This window comes from Bacillus sp. MZGC1 (assembly GCF_002998605.1).
Classification (GTDB): domain Bacteria; phylum Bacillota; class Bacilli; order Bacillales; family Bacillaceae; genus Bacillus.
In genome coordinates this window covers 98,061-115,588 of the sequence record NZ_PVRE01000006.1, presented here as the reverse complement: position 1 = coordinate 115,588, position 17,528 = coordinate 98,061, and the positions used below count along the sequence as shown (strand labels likewise).

The following is a 17,528-nucleotide window of genomic DNA, read 5'->3' as shown; positions in this document are numbered from 1 at the left end:
AGAGCCAAAGGGGGAAACAAGATGGATTTTGAATTAACGAAAGAACAACAAATGATTCGGCAGATGGTCAAAGAATTCGCCAAGGAAGAAATTGCACCACTCGCTCAAACCATTGATGAACAGGCCGTATTCCCGGTCCAAACTTTTCAAAAAATGGGGGAACTCGGCTTGATGGGCATCCCTTTTCCAGAGAAATACGGAGGCTCAGGAGGAGATACAATCTCATATGCGCTCGCTGTAGAAGAAATCGGAAAACAGTGTGCCAGTACAGGCCTTAGCTATGCCGCAGCCGTTTCCTTAGGCGCAAGCCCGCTTTATTACTTCGGTACAGAGGAGCAAAAGATGGATCACCTTGTCCCGCTGGCATCTGGAACAGCACTCGGTTCCTTCGGATTAACAGAGCCAAATGCAGGGTCAGATGCAAAAGGGACGAAAACAAAAGCGGTCAAAGACGGACAAGAGTATGTGATTAGCGGGGAGAAGTGCTGGATCACAAATGCCAATTTTGCCAGAACCATTATCGTCACCGCTGTCACGGATCATGATGAGCACGGCCGCCCGATCATCTCCGCCTTCATTGTAGAAAAAGGTCAAAAAGGGCTGTCCATTACAAATCCATACGACAAAATGGGGGTGCGCGGTTCAGATACGGCTGAAATCATTTTAGACAACGTACGTGTACCAGCACATCATATATTAGGAGACCCAGCCAAAGGCTTCAAGCAATTTTTATATACATTAGACGGGGGACGCATATCAATTGCTGCCTTATCTGTTGGTATCGCGCAAGCTGCACTAGATGCTTCTCTCTCCTATGCAAAGGAAAGAAAGCAATTTGGGCAGACCCTCTCGTCCTTTCAAGCCATTCAATTTAAACTGGCAGATATGGCGATGCAAATAGAACTTGCTCGTCAAATGGTGTGGAAAGCCGCCTGGCTGAAAGATCATGGCAAGCCATTTACAAAAGAAGCTGCCTATGCCAAGCTTTTCGCTTCGGAAATGGCCACAAAAGCAAGTCTTGATGCTGTCCAAATTCACGGAGGAACAGGCTACATGAAAGAGTGCGGGGTAGAACGGCTTGTGAGAGATGCCAAGCTCATGGAAATCGGGGAAGGCACCTCTGAAATTCAGCGTCTAGTCATCGCGAGACAACTGCTATCATAACCCTTTTATGAAAACGCTTACCACTGATGGAGGAGGAAAATCATGATGTCGATTCATCCACAAACGATCGGCTCCCTATTAAAAGAGAAAAAGGAGCAGCACCCAGCACATGAAGCCATTGTGTATCCAGAACGTTCATTACGTTATTCATACGAAGCGTTTTTTAGAGAGGTCAAGGAAACAGGGAAAGGTCTTATGGCATTAGGGGTTCAAAAAGGGGATCATATCGCCATCATGGCACCTAATGTCCCTGAATGGCTCATGCTGCAATTCGCCTGCGCCTCCATTGGAGCCGTTCTTGTCACCGTGAATACGAACTTTCAATCACAAGAACTCGCTTACTTACTAAAGCACTCTGATAGCAGCATGCTGTTTATCGTTGACGGGTTTAAAGAGACATCATATGTCAGGATGCTTGAAAACCTCATTCCAGAGCTTCAAACAGCTCATCAAGACGAGATCACTTCATCATCATTTCCATATTTAAAAAGTGTTGTATATATTGGCGAGCACACGCCAAAGGGCATGCGCAGCTGGGACAGTATTCAAGCTGCTGCTAAAAGAATGGAGGATGATGCATGGGAGAAACGAATGGATGAGCTGGCGCCTGATGACGTTATTAATATGCAATATACCTCTGGCACAACCGGCTACCCAAAAGGCGTCATGCTCAGCCATACAAACATCGTCTGCAATGCCAGTCAGATCGCAGATTGCATGAAGCTCACCCATGAAGACCGCATGTGTATCCCCGTGCCGTTCTTTCATTGCTTTGGATCTGTTCTTGGCGTACTTGCTTGTCTCGCAAAAGGAGGCACGATCATTCCAATTGAATCTTTCCACCCAGAGCGAGTCCTTCAAACAGTGGAACAAGAGAAGTGCACTGTTCTTCACGGCGTCCCGACAATGTTCATTGCAGAGCTCGATCATCCGAATTTCCACCAATACGAACTGTCCACATTACGAACAGGCATTATGGCAGGATCTCTTTGCCCATCCCATGTGATGAAAGCAGTCATTGAACAAATGGGCCTGAAGGAGCTCACGATTGCCTACGGTCAGACCGAAAGCTCACCTGTCATTACCCAAACAAGAACAGATGATTCATTTGAAAGGCGGGTTCAAACAGTCGGTCGGGCACTTCCTCACATCGAGGTAAAAATCACCGCCCCAGGTACGCCGGATGAAGTACAAAGAGGAGAACAAGGCGAGCTGTGTACAAGAGGCTATCATGTGATGAAAGGCTACTATAAAAATGAAGAAGCCACAAATGAAGTCATTGATGAGGACGGGTGGCTTTATACAGGGGATTTAGCGGAGATGGATGAGGATGGCTATGTGAAAATCACAGGACGGCTGAAAGATATGATCATTAGAGGCGGGGAAAATGTTTATCCAAAAGAGATTGAAGACGTTCTTTACACGCATCCAGCCATTCTTGATGCACAGGTCGTTGGTATTCCTGACGAGACCTATGGAGAGGAAGCCGCCGCATTCATTCGGCTCAAACAAGGTCACACAGTGACGATTGAGTCATTAACCAGCTATTGTCAGTCACAAATGGCTCGCTACAAAATTCCAAAATATTTTTTCATCACAGACGAGTATCCGATGACCGCATCAGGGAAGATTCAAAAATTTCGTCTGAAAAAACAGGCGCTTGATCTAATAAAGGAGTGAGGGCAGCGATGTTCAAAAAAGTACTCATTGCGAATCGAGGCGAAATTGCTCGTAGAATTATTCGGACTTGTAAAAGGCTCGGGATCAACACCGTGGCTGTTTATTCAGAGGCAGATCAGCATGCGCTTCATGTGCAAGAAGCAGACAGCGCCTATCTCATTGGAGGCGCGAAAGTATCTGAAAGCTATTTAAACATGGAAGTGATCATCGAGGTTGCCAAGCAGACAAATACAGATGCCATCCACCCTGGATATGGCCTTTTATCAGAAAATGCGGGCTTTGCTGAACGCTGCCGCAGCGAAGGAATTATTTTTATTGGACCATCCGCACAGGTCATTCAGCGAATGGGGAATAAAATTGAAGCGAGAAAAACGATGGACCATGCGGGGATTCCCATTGTACCAGGCGTTTCAGCCCCGCTCCATGACGCAGAAGAAGGAGTCAGTAAAGCCCAGTCACTCGGTTATCCGATCATGCTCAAGGCATCAAGCGGAGGCGGGGGAATTGGCATGCAGCTTGTGCGAAATGACGAGGAGCTGCATAAAGCTTTTGAAGGAAATCAAAAAAGAGCGCAAAGTTTTTTCAACGACGGGACGCTTTATATGGAAAAGGTCATTGAAGACGCGCGGCACATTGAAATTCAAGTCCTCTTTGATTCCTTCGGCCATGGGGTTCACTTATTTGAGCGCGACTGTTCACTCCAAAGAAGACACCAGAAAATCATCGAAGAAGCACCAGCTGTCTGTCTCGATGAATCAGTGAGACAACAGATGGGACAGATGGCCGTCAAAGCAGCCAAAGCCATTGGCTATGAAAATGCAGGGACGATTGAATGTTTAGTCGATCAAAACCAACAATTTTATTTTCTAGAGATGAACACGAGATTACAAGTAGAGCACCCTGTCACAGAAGAAATTACAGGTATTGATCTTGTCGAGGAGCAGCTGAAAATCGCTGCATCAGAGCCGCTTTCCTTCATTCAGGAGGATATTCATCAAATTGGGCATGCCATCGAGGTCAGAATCTATGCGGAGGACCCCGTTACCTTTTATCCGTCACCAGGAACAATCACTCGGCTATTTATGCCAGAAGCTCCCTATATACGCCATGAATCAAGTGTGACAAGCGGGAGCGTCATTACCCCATATTACGATCCAATGATTGCGAAGATGATCGTTTACGGTGATACACGAAAACTTGCAATAGAACGATTAAAAAATGCGTTACAAGCATATGAAATAGAAGGGATCAAAACCAACTTACCGCTTTTAAGGGAAATGGCTGGATCTTCTGCTTTCTTACATGGCAGCATCACAACCGATTTTCTCATGAAAAAAAGGGAGGGGAACCGTTCATGAAAATGGTCACGATACAAATGGCCGGAAACTTATGGAAGCTTCTTGTGAAACAAGGCGATGAAGTGCAAAAAGGACAGGAGGTCGCTATCTTGGAATCAATGAAAATGGAGATTCCAATTGTTGCAGAAGAGGCTGGTGTCATCAGCAAAGTGTATAAGGCAGAGGGGGAATTTGTCGATGAAGGAGAGGTCCTTCTAGAGCTGACAGAATAGGAGGGAGCGAGATGGCATTACCAAAGCGTGTACTTATCAGAGAGGTCGGCCCGCGGGACGGACTGCAAAATGAATCCACTTGGCTGGACACAAGCGAGAAGCAAAGGTGGATTGAACTGCTCACAGCAGCCCGGCTCCCTTATATTGAAGTCACCTCATTTGTTCATCCTAAATGGGTCCCAGCCTTAAAAGACGCCAAAGAGTTAGCTCAATCCTTACACAAAAATGACAACATCACCTATGCAGCACTCATTCCTAATGAAAAAGGCTTGGCTCACTTTTTTGAAGCAAATCTTGACGCAGGCGCTATGTTTATCTCTTCGAGTGAAACACATAACAAAAAAAATATGAATCAATCCATCCACGAAACACTTCCTGTCATCAAACAAATGACAGCTGATTTAAAAGCAGCAGGAAAGATCACGCGCGTATATATTTCTACCGTGTTTGGCTGCCCTTATGAACATCAAGTGCCAATGGATCAAGTTCTGCGGTTAACGGATATTCTGCTCTCTTATGGCATTGATGAAATATCACTCGGCGACACCATTGGAGAAGCCCATCCGCTTCAAGTAGAAAGGCGATTAGACATTTTACTTGAACGTTTTCCTGCTGATAAAATCGCTCTACATTTTCACGATACGAAGGGGATGGGTCTTGCCAATATTTATACGGCATTAAAAGCGGGAATCACAACATTTGACTCCTCTAGCGGCGGGCTTGGTGGCTGCCCATATGCACCTGGCTCTAGCGGAAATGTCGCGACAGAAGATGTAGTGCATATGCTTCAAAAACTAGGAATTAAAACAAATATCGATTTTCCTGCATTGATAAAAGCGGCAGAATGGATCGAAACAAAAGTAGATCGAACCCTGCCTAGTCATTGTTTACGTGCTTTTCACTCTCATACTACTTCATAAAGGATGAATGTGACATGACATCATTGGTTAATTTTATGATACAAGATGAACGGATTGGGATCATGACCTTAAACAGGCCGAAACAAGCGAATTCCCTATCCGCTGCGATGCTTGAGGAGATCAATCAAATCATTCAAGAAATCAAACACGATGAAAGCATCCGCTGTCTGCTCATTACAGGAGCTGGTTCTAACGTCTTTTGCGCAGGAGCTGATTTAAAAGAGCGACGATTGATGACAGAAGAAGAAGCAAAAGCGGCGGTTCTGTCGATTCAGCAAACCTTTACAGAAATTGACTCCCTTCCTGTGCCTGTCATTGCCGTGATGAATGGACACGCACTCGGCGGAGGCCTTGAGCTCGCACTGGCTTGTGATCTCCGCATCGCACGAGCCGGAGCAAGATTCGGCCTGCCAGAAACTGGACTAGCCATCATACCAGGAGCCGGAGGAACCCAGCGGCTTCCGCGCCTGATTGGACTCGGTAAAGCAAAAGAACTGATTTTCACAGGTGGTTCATTACAAGCTGAAGAAGCCATTCAAATCGGGTTGATTGAGCACCTCTCTTTAGCAGATTCTCTTATGGATGACGCCATTTCTCTCGCAAAACAAATCGCCAAAAACGGTCCAATTGCTTTAAAAGAAGCGAAACAAGCGATTCAAATGAGCCTTGATCATGATTTACGTACAGGTCTGATGAAGGAATACGAAGCCTATGTACGGCTCATTGATACAGAAGATCGAATGGAGGGACTTCAAGCTTTCCAAGAAAAACGAACGCCTCATTACAGAGGCAACTAGCAAGAAAGGGGAATGGGCATGATCGAAGAATATGAAGTGAAAAAACAGCGGATTGTAAAAGGAGGAGCCGAACGATACCATCAAAAAAACAAAGAAAAAGGAAAATTGTTCGTCCGTGACCGGCTCCAGTTGTTATTAGATGAGGATTCTTTCATTGAGGATGCCATGTTTGCCGAGTGTAAAGATCAACATTTACCAGCAGATGGGGTTGTCACAGGGACGGGGCGGATGAATGGGCAAACGGTTTGCGTCATGGCGAATGACTCTACCGTCAAAGCTGGATCATGGGGCGTCAAAACGGTAGAAAAAATCATTAGAATCCAAGAAACAGCGGAAAAGCTCAACTGCCCGATGCTGTATTTAGTCGATTCTGCGGGTGCAAGAATCACCGATCAAATTGCCATGTTTCCAGGCAGAAGGGGCGCGGGGCGCATTTTTTATAACCAGGTGAAGCTGTCTGGACGTATCCCGCAAATTTGTTTACTATTTGGTCCTTCTGCAGCAGGAGGTGCTTACATTCCTGCTTTTTGTGACATCGTCGTTATGGTCGAAGGGAATGCCTCGATGTATTTAGGCTCTCCGAGAATGGCCGAAATGGTGATTGGAGAAAAAGTATCACTAGAAGAAATGGGCGGGGCAAACATGCATTGCAGCATATCAGGATGTGGTGATATTTTAGCCAAAACAGAGGAAGAAGCCATTCAAATCGCTCGCGACTATTTAACCTACATGCCTGCCAACTATACAGAGAAACCAAAACGGGCAGCAGCAAAAGCACCTCAGCCATCTGAGATGACCATCCAAGACCTTATCCCTAAGGGGCAGAATACCCCTTTTGATATGTATCAGCTCATTTATTTACTCATTGATGAAGGGTCATTTTTTGAAATCAAAAAACTGTTTGCCGCGGAGCTGATTACAGGCTTTGGCCGCATGAATGGTCAGCCTGTTGGTCTTATTGCCAACCAGCCTAGGGTGAAAGGCGGGGTGTTATTCCATGACTCAGCTGACAAAGCCGCCAAGTTTATTCAGCTATGTGACGCCTTTCATATCCCGCTCCTTTTTCTTGCGGATATACCGGGATTTATGATTGGAACAAAAGTGGAACAAGCTGGCATTATTAGACACGGGGCGAAAATGATCTCTGCTATGTCAGAGGCAACCGTTCCGAAAATATCGGTCATTGTGCGTAAAGCATACGGTGCAGGTTTATATGCAATGGCAGGGCCAGCGTTTGAACCAGACTGCTGTCTTGCTCTTCCATCAGCGCAAATTGCTGTCATGGGGCCAGAAGCGGCTGTGAATGCTGTCTATGCGAATAAAATTGCCGAGCTGCCTGCCGAAGAGAGAGCTGCATTTATACAAGAGAAACGTAAGGAATATCAGGAAGATATGAATATATATGAGCTTGCCTCTGAAATGATTGTCGATGGCGTCATCCCGTTTGACCACCTGCGAGCTGAGCTTTGTCATCGATTACAAGCCTATTCCTCAAAAGAGATGACATTTACAAGACGAAAACATCCGGTCTATCCGGTCTAAAGGGGGCATCCTTATGATGAACCTGAAACCAGCATGGGTACCGGAAGAGCAGAAGGTCAAACATACACGTCTTTACAAATGGATGCACTCACTTGGTTTCTCTACTTATGATGCATTCTACAAAGCTAGTATCGAGCGTACCGATTGGTTTTGGAGAGAAGCTGAAAAGGCGGTCGGCATCAAGTGGAAGATGCCGTATGAAGCCGCATTAGGTCAAAATTCATTCATGTGGCCGAAGTGGTATAAAGGCGGTCAACTAAACATAACCGAAACCGCCGTGGACAAATGGGCAGAGAACGAAGAGACCCAGCATCAGCCAGCCGTGATTTGGAGAAATGAAGTTGGGGCTGAGAGGAGATGGACGTATCTCAAACTTCAGGAAAAGGTTAATCGCCTCGCTGCTGGTTTTTTGAAGAATGGGCTTCAAAAAGGAGATGTGGCGGTCATTTATATGCCGATGCTTCCTGAAACGGTCGCTGTCATGCTAGCCTTTGCAAAAATTGGTGTCATCTTTAGCCCCGTCTTCTCCGGATATGGAAGCGAGCCTCTTGCCGTGCGTATTCGTGCGGCAGGTGCAACCATTGTCGTCACAGGCTCCGACATGACGCGACGCGGGAAGACGATCAATATGCGGGAATGTGCGGCAGATGCGATTCACAAAACAGACACTGTCAAAACCGTCATTGTACACACTCCCTCTCATACTGAATATGAAGGAGATATCAGGCTAAACGATTTGTTAAAAGAAGATCCGTTAAGTGAAACGACCTATCTCACAAATGAAGAGCCTCTCATGATCTTATACACTTCTGGAACAACTGGTACGCCAAAAGGAGCTGTCCATACACACGCAGGCTTCCCTGTAAAAGCTGCTTTTGACGCCGGTCTTTGTATGGACGTTGCAAAAGGAGACCGTTTGTTTTGGCTCACAGACATGGGCTGGATGATGGGGCCATTTCTCGTCTTTGGCGGCTTGATCAATGGAGCTGCAATCGTTTTATATGACGGTGCACCCGATTATCCAGATGAACAGCACCTCTGGTCATTCATCCACAAGCAAAAAGTCACCCATTTTGGACTTTCACCTACTTTTGTTCGGTCTGCGATGCAGCAAAACCTTGCAGGTACAAAGCTGCCACATGTCAAAGCCATCATTTCTACAGGTGAGCCGTGGAATGAAGCACCATGGCAATGGCTTTTTGACAAAATCGGTCAAAAGCACATTCCGATCCTAAATTATTCAGGGGGAACAGAGGTCTCTGGCGGAATTGTAGGAAGTACGCTGCTTCGCCCAATTAAGCCAGTCCTTTTTAATGCGGCGATCTTAGGAATGGCGGCAGATGTGTATAATGAAGCAGGTCAGAGCGTCATAAATGAAGTAGGAGAACTTGTTTTGAAAAAGCCATGGGTCGGCATGACATGTGGTTTTTGGAAAGATCCGGGGCGATATGAAGACACGTATTTCAGACGATTTGATGGGGTGTGGACACATGGGGATTGGGTGATGCAATCAGCGGATGGCACATTCCATATCACGGGCAGATCGGATGATGTCATTAATTCAGCAGGAAAACGTGTCGGTCCAGCAGAAATTGAATCCATTCTTGTCGGACATCCAGCCGTACACGAGGCAGCTGTAATTGGGGTAAAGGATGAGGTGAAAGGGGAGGCACTCGTGTGCTTCATCGTGACTAGCTCACAATCTTGTGACGAAGCAAAACTGATTCGAGAGCTCAAAACACATGTTGGTTCACACGCGGGAAAAGCTCTCATGCCAAAGGAAATTCATCTCATTTCAACTTTACCGAAAACAAGAAACGGAAAAATCGTCCGGCGTTTATTAAAAGGAGCCTATGAACAGCAGCCTTCACTAGATCTTTCTTCTTTAGAAAACCCTCATGTGTACAAAAGCATTTGCGAATACTTGAAACGGAAACAGAATCCATAAAAAAAAGACAGGAGAGTGTCCTGTCTTTTTCTATTGCACATGAAAATTCGTGCCATCTGTTGTTTCTTTGACAATCCCTGCCCGAACGACAAAATCACCGAAATGTTCTTGGTCTTCTCGTTCTTTTGCATAGCGAGGGAGCAGAGAGCCAAGCTCGTTTAAAATGTCTTCCTCACCAACATTTTCACGGTACAGCTTACTTAATCTGCTGCCATCAAACGCAGCGCCAAGATACATGTTGTATTTGCCAGGTGATTTGCCGATAAAGCCAATTTCACCTAGCGCATGGCGGGCACATCCATTTGGACATCCAGTCATTCGAATCGTGATTTCTTTATCACTTAAGCCGTTTTCTTCGACAATCTCTTCAATTTTGTCAATCAAGCGTGGAAGGTAGCGTTCTGCTTCTGCCATCGCTAAGCCGCATGTTGGAAGAGAAACACAGGCCATTGAACTGCGGCGCAGTGCAGAGTGCTGCTGGCCAGCTGATAAACCGAACTCCTGAATGAGCTGCTCGATTTGTTTCTTTTTATGAGAAGTGACATTTCCAATGATCAAATTTTGATTCGCTGTTAAGCGGAAGTCTCCTGTATGAATCTTTGCAATTTCCCGAATACCTGTCATCAGCGGGTAGTCATCGTAATCCGTGATGCGGCCGCCTTCTACAAACATCGTATAATGCCATCTGCCATTGATGCCTTTTACCCAGCCATAGCGGTCTCCGTTATGATCAAAGCGATAATCTCTTGCGTCTAAAAGGGCAAATCCTAGGCGGCGTTCCAGCTCTTCTTTTACATTCTCAAGACCAAGGCGGTCCACTGTATATTTAAAGCGGGCGTTTTTTCGCACCGAACGGTTTCCATAGTCACGCTGAATGGTAATCACTTGTTTCGCAATCTCTACAACTTGTTCCGGTGTACAAAAGCCAATCACTTTTGCAAGCTGAGGATAGGTCGCTGTATCACCATGGGTCATGCCCATTCCACCGCCAATTGCGACATTAAAGCCGATCAATTGCTCATTTTCGATGATCGCAATGAAGCCTAAATCCTGCGAAAAGACATCAATATCGTTAGCAGGAGGGACCGCCACACCAATTTTGAATTTTCTTGGCAAATAAAGCGGACCATACATCGGCTCAACCTCTGTATCAGGCGTTGCCGCTATCTTTTCCTCATCAAGCCAAATTTCATGATACGCTCTCGTTTGCGGAAGCAGGTCATCACTTAATTTTTTGGCCAGCTCATATACATCATGGTGCACTTCTGATTGATAGGGGTTTGATGTACACATCACATTCCGGTTCACGTCGCCGCAAGCAGCGATCGTATCAAGCATAGTGGAATGAATGTCTTGAATGGTCTTTTTCATATTCCATTTTAAAATACCGTGAAGCTGAAAGGTTTCACGAGTAGTCAGCTTTAACGTACCGTTTCCGTATTTGTGAGCAAGCTCATCCATCACTAGCCACTGTTTGGATGTGGCTATTCCGCCAGGCAGGCGTACGCGCAGCATAAATTGATAGGCTGGCTCAAGCTTTTGTTTTTGCCGTTCATTTCTGAGGTCTCGATCATCCTGTAAATAGCTGCCGTGATGCTTCATCAGGCGGTTGTCATCATCAGGAATTCCCGCTGAAATCGGATCAAGCATCACTTCTTTTAACGTACCCCGTAAATAATCACTTTTTTCTTTGATTTCCTCTACGTCGCTCGGAGGTCCATCCGGCGCTGTTAATGCTGTCTTCACCATGTAAGTAAAAGCTCCTTTCTTTCAAGCATCAAATCAATCAATATACGTCACGCTGATAGCGTTTTTGCTGCTGCAAATTGGCTAAATAACTTTCTGCTTTCTCCTTGCTCATCGCACCTTCTTCTTGGATGATCAATAGAAGGGTACCATGAACATCATGCGCCATATGTTTTTCATCTCCGCAGACATATACATAGGCACCTTGCTCCAGCCATTCGAATAATTCTTTACTTTGTTTCTTCATTTGGTGCTGGACATATACCTTTTCCTCTGAATCTCTTGAAAAAGCCACGTCCATTTTCGTTAAGACACCATCTTTTAACCACTTTTGCCATTCGGTTTGATATAAGAAGTCCGTCACAAAGTGCTGATCACCGAAGAATAGCCATGACTTTCCGTTTGCACCGATTTCTTCTCGTTCCTGCATAAACGAACGGAAAGGAGCGATACCTGTGCCTGGTCCCACCATAATGATCGGTGCATCAGGGTTTTCAGGAAGCTTAAAGTTTTGGTTGTGCTGGATATAAACAGGCAGTGTATCACCTGGCTCTAAGCGCTCCGCACATAAGATGGAGCAGACACCTTGGCGTTCTCTCCCGTGGGCATCATATCTCACAGCACCTATTGTCAAATGAACTTCTTCTTCATTGGCTTTCAAGCTGCTTGCAATCGAATAAAGGCGTGCAGGGATTTTTCTTAAAATAGCGGTGAAATCTGCGGCTGTTCCTTCAAAAGGACCAAAATCGCGCGCAGCATCTACTAGATCTCTTCCTGCTATATACGCTTTTAACTTTTCTTCATTCTCTTCTTCTAAAAGGGCATGGAGGGCTTCACTTTTTGTAAAGTCCGCCATCTTTTGAAGAAGGGGTTTTGTTAATACTGTAATCTCAAAGTGCGAGGTGAGTGCTTCTTTCAAAAGAAGAGTGTCGCCATTTTTATGCACGGTTACGGCTTCCTCTGCATTCCATCCGCATGTCGTGAGCAGTTCATCAACAAGCGCAGGATCATTTGTTGGATAAATACCAAGGCTGTCACCCGGCTCATAAACAAGTCCTGATCCTTCAAGAGAGAGCTCCAAATGGCGGGTTTCTTTGTTAGAGCCGCGGCCATTTAGGTTGATATTTTCAAGAACTTCCGCATAAAAAGGATTCTTTCTTGAGTATTCAGAAGCTGCTGTTTGGTTGGTTGCTCCTGCTGATTCTTGCGGGAATGCTGCGGCTTCACCTTCGCTAAGTGCCGATGTCACCCCTTGAAGCCATTCAGAAAACGGCTCATCATAATCAAGGTCACAATCCACTCGGCCTATAAGACGCGTTCCGCCAAGTTCTTTGAGGCGCTCATCAAATTCTTTTCCAGTCTGACAGAAGAATTCGTAAGAGCTGTCGCCAAGCGAAAGAACAGAAAAGCTTAAATGATCGAGCTTTGGCGCACGTCTACCATGGACATATTCATGGAAAGAAAGGGCATTATCAGGCGGATCTCCCTCGCCATGTGTGCTGACGATCATCAGTAAATTGTGTATTTTTTTCAGATTATTTGGTTTAAAATCTGACATAGAAGAGAGCGTCACTTGAAAACCTTTCTCCTCGAGATGCTGCGCTGTCTTTTTCGCTAATCCTTCAGAATTGCCTGTTTGCGAGCCATAAAGTACGGTCACATCTTTACTGACAGGCTGCGCAGGGGCTGCGGCAGAAGGAGTAGGGGCCAGAGCGGCCGTTTCTGATCCGGCTAGAGCTGCCTGTGCTGATAAATAACCGGTAAGCCAAATTTTTTGTTGATCTGTTAAAGTCGGAAGCAGCTGATTGAGCAAGTCTGCCTGCTGCTGACTAAAAGGACTGTTCAATACATGAAGTTGCAACGATATCCACCTCACAAGAAATATAAACATAGATTAATTCGATAGGAATTATATATATAGGTTCAATTTGAACTTTACCGAAAGTTTGCCATTAAGTAAAATATATAATATTGATTGTCATGATTAAGATTTCTAATACCTATACATGGTGAAATTAATTTATTTGGTCAAGGAGGTAATATGAGTATTATTAGAGATTTGGAAGATCCAAAAGTTAAGTTTAAATTAGTAAAGAATGTGTCTATCCATAGAAAGGAATTAGAAAAATTAAATCTGAGTCAAGTTGCAGATCTTCGCATTTATGCGAAAGATAAATACGAAAGAGCTGCCAATTTTTCTACAAAAGCTTCAATTATTACAATAACAATTGTGCCATTATTTTTATTTTTGAACTCTTACTTTAATTCATATTTTAACTTTGGATTAAATTTTATTTCTAGAAAATACAACGTTAACGATTCGAAATTACTAGATAACTCACATGAGCAGCAAAATGATTTTGATAAACTTTCGATCAATATATTTGATACTTATATTTATTTTGCTTCAAGTGTTTTAATAGTTGTTTTTATTGTTTTTCTCATTAGAAGAGTTGATGTTTCCAAAACAAATAAACTTTTTAATTTAATTGATGAAATATATGACATGAAATTAAAACGAGAGGAACAATTTCAAGAAGATTATAAACAATTGCAAAAGATACGAGCTATGAATTGGCAATTAATCTCTTGTGTTCATTATTCTAATCGTTTAGAGATTTTAATGAAATCTCCAAATCGAAAAGAAGCTGAATTTTTTATGTTCTATGAATTAGATCATATTAAAGAAGTTGAAGTAATTTTGGGAATTAGTTAAAAATTGAGTTCACGATTATTCATTAAATACTCCTCTTTTTATTGATACATGATCTCATCATTATGGATAAGGATAAATAGGGGAGTAGTAAGCAGTTCTTAAAATTCGAAATGGGTTCTTATTAATTAAATAAAAAGGGGAGAAAAACCCTAGAGTTTTTCTCCCTTCTCAATTTATGCCGTTGGAAGTCCCATCACAGCTTTCACTTCTAAATATTCCTCGATGCCGAAGTCTCCCCATTCTCTTCCGATACCAGATTGCTTAAAGCCGCCAAATGGGGCAAAGTAATCTGTTTCGGCATTGTTAATGGTGATTTGGCCAGCACGGATATGTTCAGCTACATATTTTGAAGTTTTTTCATCTTTTCCAACAACATACCCGGCAAGGCCATAAACCGTATCATTGGCGATGTCAAGGGCATGATCTAGGTCCTGATACGTAATCACACTCATGACCGGTCCGAAGATTTCTTCTTGCGCAATGGTCATATCATTTTTCACATTGGTGAAAATGGTATGCTTGGCGAAATATCCTTTATCGATTCCGTCCGGCTTTCCAGTTCCCCCTGCAAGCAGAGTAGCACCTTCATCAATTCCTTTTTCAATATAAGATTGCACGGTATCCCATTGTTTCTTGGAGACAAGCGGGCCTGTGGTGTGATCTTCTCTCGGATCACCAACTGTAAACTTCGGCAGGGCATTCAGCAGCGCTTTTTCAAACTTGTCTTTCATTGATTCTGGAATAAGCACACGCGTAGCTGCAGAACACACTTGACCTGTATTCATCGCAATATGATGAATGGCGGTTTCTGCTGCCTCATCCACATCTGCATCATCTAAAACAATAAGAGGGGATTTCCCGCCAAGCTCAAGAGCCACTTTCTTCACATTGTCCGCCGCGTTTTCCATAATTTTCGAGCCGACAGCACCTGATCCAGTAAATGAAACAAAGTCAATATCAGGATGTGAGCTAATACCGTCACCAATCACGTCACCAGTTCCGTTTACTAAGTTGAAGACTCCTTTCGGTACGCCTGCTTCATCAATGATTTCTGCAAGAATCATCGCAGCAAAAGGTGTAATTTCTGCTGGCTTTAAGACAACTGGTGAGCCTGCCGCAATGGCACCCGCAATTTTAAGAGAAGTTTGATTCGTTGGGAAGTTCCACGGTGTAATCAATCCGCTGACGCCAATCGCTTCTTTTATAATGGTATGTCCGCCGCGGTCCTCGGTAAATGTATAAGATTTAAGTGCTTCCGCTGCTTTAGAAAAATGTTCATAGCCCATTGTGTAATGAACTTCTTCTGATACTTTCAGCGGTGCACCGAGCTCTTGTGTCATCACTTCTACAAGTTCATCCTTGCGTTTTTCGTAGCCGCGCACAATGTTTTCCAGCATCTTCACGCGTTCATTTCGAGTTGTTTTCGAGAAAGAAGGGAAGGCGGCACGAGCTGCTTTCACTGCCTTATCTAAATCTTCTTTTGTTCCTAAGCTAATGGTGCCAATGACTTCTTCTGTCGCAGGGTTGATGACCTCTGTCTTTTCGTTTCCTGTTGAAGCAATCCATTCTCCATTAATAAAATGTTTCTCTTGATTTCTCATTCTGACATGTCTCCTTTTTATATGTGATTCAATCAATATTCTGTTTTCAGCTGATATAAAACTGTACCCACTGTGAAAAATCTAAAACGAAGAAACTGCAAAAGAAAAAGTTTCTGATATAATACGCAAAGTGGGACATATGTCCTTTTCAATAGATGGGCATGTATCATTTAATGGAACTAGACTGAAAAAAGAAGGAGCATTTGAACGAATGAAAGGTGTTATTTTCGCTTTATTAGGAGGCGCTTGCATTACACTGCAAGGCGTGGCCAACGCAAGAATCAGCCAGGATATCGGCACATGGCAGGCAGCAACTATCACACAGCTAACCGGTTTTATCATCTCGCTTGTCATCTTACTGATCGTTCGAGACGGGCACTTCAGGGAATATCAAAAGGTGCGGCCACTTTATTTAATAGGCGGCGCATTTGCAGCCATTATTATTTTTAATGAAGTCACCGCGATTCAAATGATCGGTGTCACACTCACCATCGCAGCGTTACTTATTGCACAGCTTGCTTTTACCTTTGCAATCGATGCAAAAGGATGGTTTGGTGTACAGAAGAAGAAAATGAAATGGCCTCATTATGCAGGAATTTTACTGATGGTCGCAGGCGTGATCATTTTAAAGCTATAAAGGAGGGCGTCAGATGGAGGAGCTTTATGATGAACCTCTTTTTGCCTCATATATGAAGGCACATCAATTAGAAAACGTCTTTCATCAAAAGCTCATATCACACGTGAGCTTGTGGCGCTATGAGCAGGGTGAGCTCGTTTGTTCAAAAGGGGATAAGAGGGAGTACCTGTACTTGTTAGTGAAAGGAAAATTAAAGATTTTCACGACCACAAAGGAAGGGAAGACCTTTATTCTTAGCTTTAAACATCCCCTTGAAGCGATTGGAGATATTGAATACGTTCAGCAGACGGATATGGTCAATACAGTCGAAGCTGTCACAGAAGTACATATGCTAAGGGTTTCTCATCAAGCGCTCATGCGCCATGCGAAGGATGACCCACGCGTGTTAACCTTTCTGCTAAAAGGCATCACAAACAAATTTTATACAAAATCAAACGATTTGAGTTTCCACCTTTTATATCCTGTGGAGGTCAGGCTTGCAAGCTACTTATTGTCTGTTGTGACAAATGATGACAGCGCGAGCGCCCTTCGTCTCACTGATGCGGCAAGCTTAATCGGTACAAGCTATCGTCATATTAACCGGGTCATTCAGCAATTCTGTGAAAAAGGGCTGATAGAGAGGCGTAGAGGAGAGATTACGATTTGTGACCGGAAAGGGCTCCTAGAAATAGCAGAGCACAATATTTATGAATAGAAGAAATGAAGGGATTTATATATGATCATAGGAATACTATTAGCTATCACTGCTGGCGCACTCGTCAGCTTACAAACCATTTTTAACAGTAAGGTCAATGAGCATACAGGCTCTTGGTCAACTACAACCCTCGTTCTTGGAATGGGCTTTATTGCTTCACTCCTGATGGGTCTCTTACTAGAGGGAACTGGCATGTTTCAATTAAGACATATGGAAGCTTGGTACTGGATCAGCGGAGCCATTGGGGTAGGAGTGGTCATTTGTCTTGTTCAGAGTATCAAACGTCTTGGAACGACTTATGGCATCTCGATTGTCCTCACGTCACAGCTGGGCTGCGCTCTTTTGTTTGATTCGCTTGGCTGGCTTGGGTTAGAAAAAGTGGCATTTTCTTTTACAAAACTATTAGGTGTCATTGTGATTGTTGCTGGGATCTTAGTGTTTAAATTGACCAAATTGGAGTCAGCAGAAAAAGATCCATCGCAAGAAAAAGGGCTGCCACAAGAGTAGCCGCCC

15 protein-coding genes are annotated in these 17,528 nt (G+C 44.1%); 12 read left to right on the top strand and 3 right to left on the bottom strand.

Features of this window, described 5'->3' with window-relative positions; translation table 11 throughout:
* The first annotated feature begins 21 nt into the window (after positions 1-21).
* The 8 genes from C6Y06_RS17110 to C6Y06_RS17075 are packed head-to-tail and all read left to right on the top strand — an operon-like array spanning position 22 to position 9,621.
* Positions 22-1,164 (top strand): acyl-CoA dehydrogenase family protein, encoded by a 1,143-nt coding sequence (locus tag C6Y06_RS17110; RefSeq protein WP_106037289.1) that lies wholly within the window; start codon positions 22-24, stop codon positions 1,162-1,164.
* 42 nt (positions 1,165-1,206) lie between these two features.
* A complete protein-coding gene (locus C6Y06_RS17105) occupies positions 1,207-2,844 on the top strand; it encodes an AMP-binding protein (protein ID WP_106037288.1) in 1,638 nt (545 codons plus the stop codon).
* Between the two features lie 8 nt (positions 2,845-2,852).
* Positions 2,853-4,202, top strand: a complete 1,350-nt coding sequence (locus tag C6Y06_RS17100) for an acetyl-CoA carboxylase biotin carboxylase subunit (protein WP_106037287.1) — start codon at positions 2,853-2,855, stop codon at positions 4,200-4,202.
* A complete protein-coding gene (locus C6Y06_RS17095; RefSeq protein WP_034660850.1) occupies positions 4,199-4,414 on the top strand; it encodes an acetyl-CoA carboxylase biotin carboxyl carrier protein subunit in 216 nt (71 codons plus the stop codon). Before C6Y06_RS17100 ends, C6Y06_RS17095 begins: the two co-directional genes overlap by 4 nt.
* 11 nt (positions 4,415-4,425) lie before the next feature.
* A complete protein-coding gene (locus tag C6Y06_RS17090) occupies positions 4,426-5,334 on the top strand; it encodes a hydroxymethylglutaryl-CoA lyase (RefSeq protein WP_106037286.1) in 909 nt (302 codons plus the stop codon).
* Between the two features lie 14 nt (positions 5,335-5,348).
* Positions 5,349-6,131, top strand: a complete 783-nt coding sequence (locus C6Y06_RS17085; RefSeq protein WP_034660848.1) for an enoyl-CoA hydratase — start codon at positions 5,349-5,351, stop codon at positions 6,129-6,131.
* Between the two features lie 18 nt (positions 6,132-6,149).
* Entirely contained in the window at positions 6,150-7,673 is a 1,524-nt protein-coding gene (locus C6Y06_RS17080) for an acyl-CoA carboxylase subunit beta (RefSeq protein ID WP_106037285.1), read from the top strand.
* 13 nt (positions 7,674-7,686) lie between these two features.
* Entirely contained in the window at positions 7,687-9,621 is a 1,935-nt protein-coding gene (locus C6Y06_RS17075; protein WP_106037284.1) for an AMP-binding protein, read from the top strand.
* Between the two features lie 30 nt (positions 9,622-9,651).
* On the opposite strand, the gene cysI is transcribed toward C6Y06_RS17075, so the two are convergent.
* Positions 9,652-11,370, bottom strand: coding sequence for an assimilatory sulfite reductase (NADPH) hemoprotein subunit (gene cysI / locus C6Y06_RS17070; protein ID WP_106037283.1), 1,719 nt, complete (start codon positions 11,368-11,370; stop codon positions 9,652-9,654).
* Positions 11,371-11,407: 37 nt separating this feature from the next.
* On the bottom strand, positions 11,408-13,228 hold the full coding sequence (locus C6Y06_RS17065) for an assimilatory sulfite reductase (NADPH) flavoprotein subunit (RefSeq protein WP_106037282.1): 1,821 nt from the start codon (positions 13,226-13,228) through the stop codon (positions 11,408-11,410).
* Positions 13,229-13,408: 180 nt separating this feature from the next.
* On the opposite strand from C6Y06_RS17065, the gene C6Y06_RS17060 reads away from it, so the two are divergent.
* Positions 13,409-14,083, top strand: a complete 675-nt coding sequence (locus C6Y06_RS17060; protein ID WP_106037281.1) for a hypothetical protein — start codon at positions 13,409-13,411, stop codon at positions 14,081-14,083.
* Between the two features lie 173 nt (positions 14,084-14,256).
* On the opposite strand, the gene C6Y06_RS17055 is transcribed toward C6Y06_RS17060, so the two are convergent.
* Positions 14,257-15,684: an aldehyde dehydrogenase family protein gene (locus C6Y06_RS17055; RefSeq protein ID WP_106037280.1), complete on the bottom strand. Its 1,428-nt coding sequence runs from the start codon at positions 15,682-15,684 to the stop codon at positions 14,257-14,259.
* A 211-nt stretch (positions 15,685-15,895) separates the two neighbouring features.
* On the opposite strand from C6Y06_RS17055, the gene C6Y06_RS17050 reads away from it, so the two are divergent.
* The 3 genes from C6Y06_RS17050 to C6Y06_RS17040 are packed head-to-tail and all read left to right on the top strand — an operon-like array spanning position 15,896 to position 17,522.
* A complete protein-coding gene (locus C6Y06_RS17050) occupies positions 15,896-16,321 on the top strand; it encodes a DMT family transporter (protein ID WP_060596692.1) in 426 nt (141 codons plus the stop codon).
* 13 nt (positions 16,322-16,334) lie between these two features.
* Complete coding sequence (locus tag C6Y06_RS17045; protein ID WP_060596478.1) at positions 16,335-17,015, top strand: Crp/Fnr family transcriptional regulator; 681 nt, start codon at positions 16,335-16,337, stop codon at positions 17,013-17,015.
* 21 nt (positions 17,016-17,036) lie between these two features.
* Positions 17,037-17,522, top strand: coding sequence for a DMT family transporter (locus tag C6Y06_RS17040; protein WP_106037279.1), 486 nt, complete (start codon positions 17,037-17,039; stop codon positions 17,520-17,522).
* The last annotated feature ends 6 nt before the right edge of the window (positions 17,523-17,528 follow it).

What these genes read in the sequence shown, in the direction of transcription:
- C6Y06_RS17110 (WP_106037289.1), top strand. Translation starts at nt 22, where the DNA reads ATGGATTTTGAATTAACGAAAGAACAACAAATGATTCGGCAGATGGTC.
- C6Y06_RS17105 (WP_106037288.1), top strand. Translation starts at nt 1,207, where the DNA reads ATGATGTCGATTCATCCACAAACGATCGGCTCCCTATTAAAAGAGAAA.
- C6Y06_RS17100 (WP_106037287.1), top strand. Translation starts at nt 2,853, where the DNA reads ATGTTCAAAAAAGTACTCATTGCGAATCGAGGCGAAATTGCTCGTAGA.
- C6Y06_RS17095 (WP_034660850.1), top strand. Translation starts at nt 4,199, where the DNA reads ATGAAAATGGTCACGATACAAATGGCCGGAAACTTATGGAAGCTTCTT.
- C6Y06_RS17090 (WP_106037286.1), top strand. Translation starts at nt 4,426, where the DNA reads ATGGCATTACCAAAGCGTGTACTTATCAGAGAGGTCGGCCCGCGGGAC.
- C6Y06_RS17085 (WP_034660848.1), top strand. Translation starts at nt 5,349, where the DNA reads ATGACATCATTGGTTAATTTTATGATACAAGATGAACGGATTGGGATC.
- C6Y06_RS17080 (WP_106037285.1), top strand. Translation starts at nt 6,150, where the DNA reads ATGATCGAAGAATATGAAGTGAAAAAACAGCGGATTGTAAAAGGAGGA.
- C6Y06_RS17075 (WP_106037284.1), top strand. Translation starts at nt 7,687, where the DNA reads ATGATGAACCTGAAACCAGCATGGGTACCGGAAGAGCAGAAGGTCAAA.
- cysI (WP_106037283.1), bottom strand. Translation starts at nt 11,370, where the DNA reads ATGGTGAAGACAGCATTAACAGCGCCGGATGGACCTCCGAGCGACGTA.
- C6Y06_RS17060 (WP_106037281.1), top strand. Translation starts at nt 13,409, where the DNA reads ATGAGTATTATTAGAGATTTGGAAGATCCAAAAGTTAAGTTTAAATTA.
- C6Y06_RS17055 (WP_106037280.1), bottom strand. Translation starts at nt 15,684, where the DNA reads ATGAGAAATCAAGAGAAACATTTTATTAATGGAGAATGGATTGCTTCA.
- C6Y06_RS17050 (WP_060596692.1), top strand. Translation starts at nt 15,896, where the DNA reads ATGAAAGGTGTTATTTTCGCTTTATTAGGAGGCGCTTGCATTACACTG.
- C6Y06_RS17045 (WP_060596478.1), top strand. Translation starts at nt 16,335, where the DNA reads ATGGAGGAGCTTTATGATGAACCTCTTTTTGCCTCATATATGAAGGCA.
- C6Y06_RS17040 (WP_106037279.1), top strand. Translation starts at nt 17,037, where the DNA reads ATGATCATAGGAATACTATTAGCTATCACTGCTGGCGCACTCGTCAGC.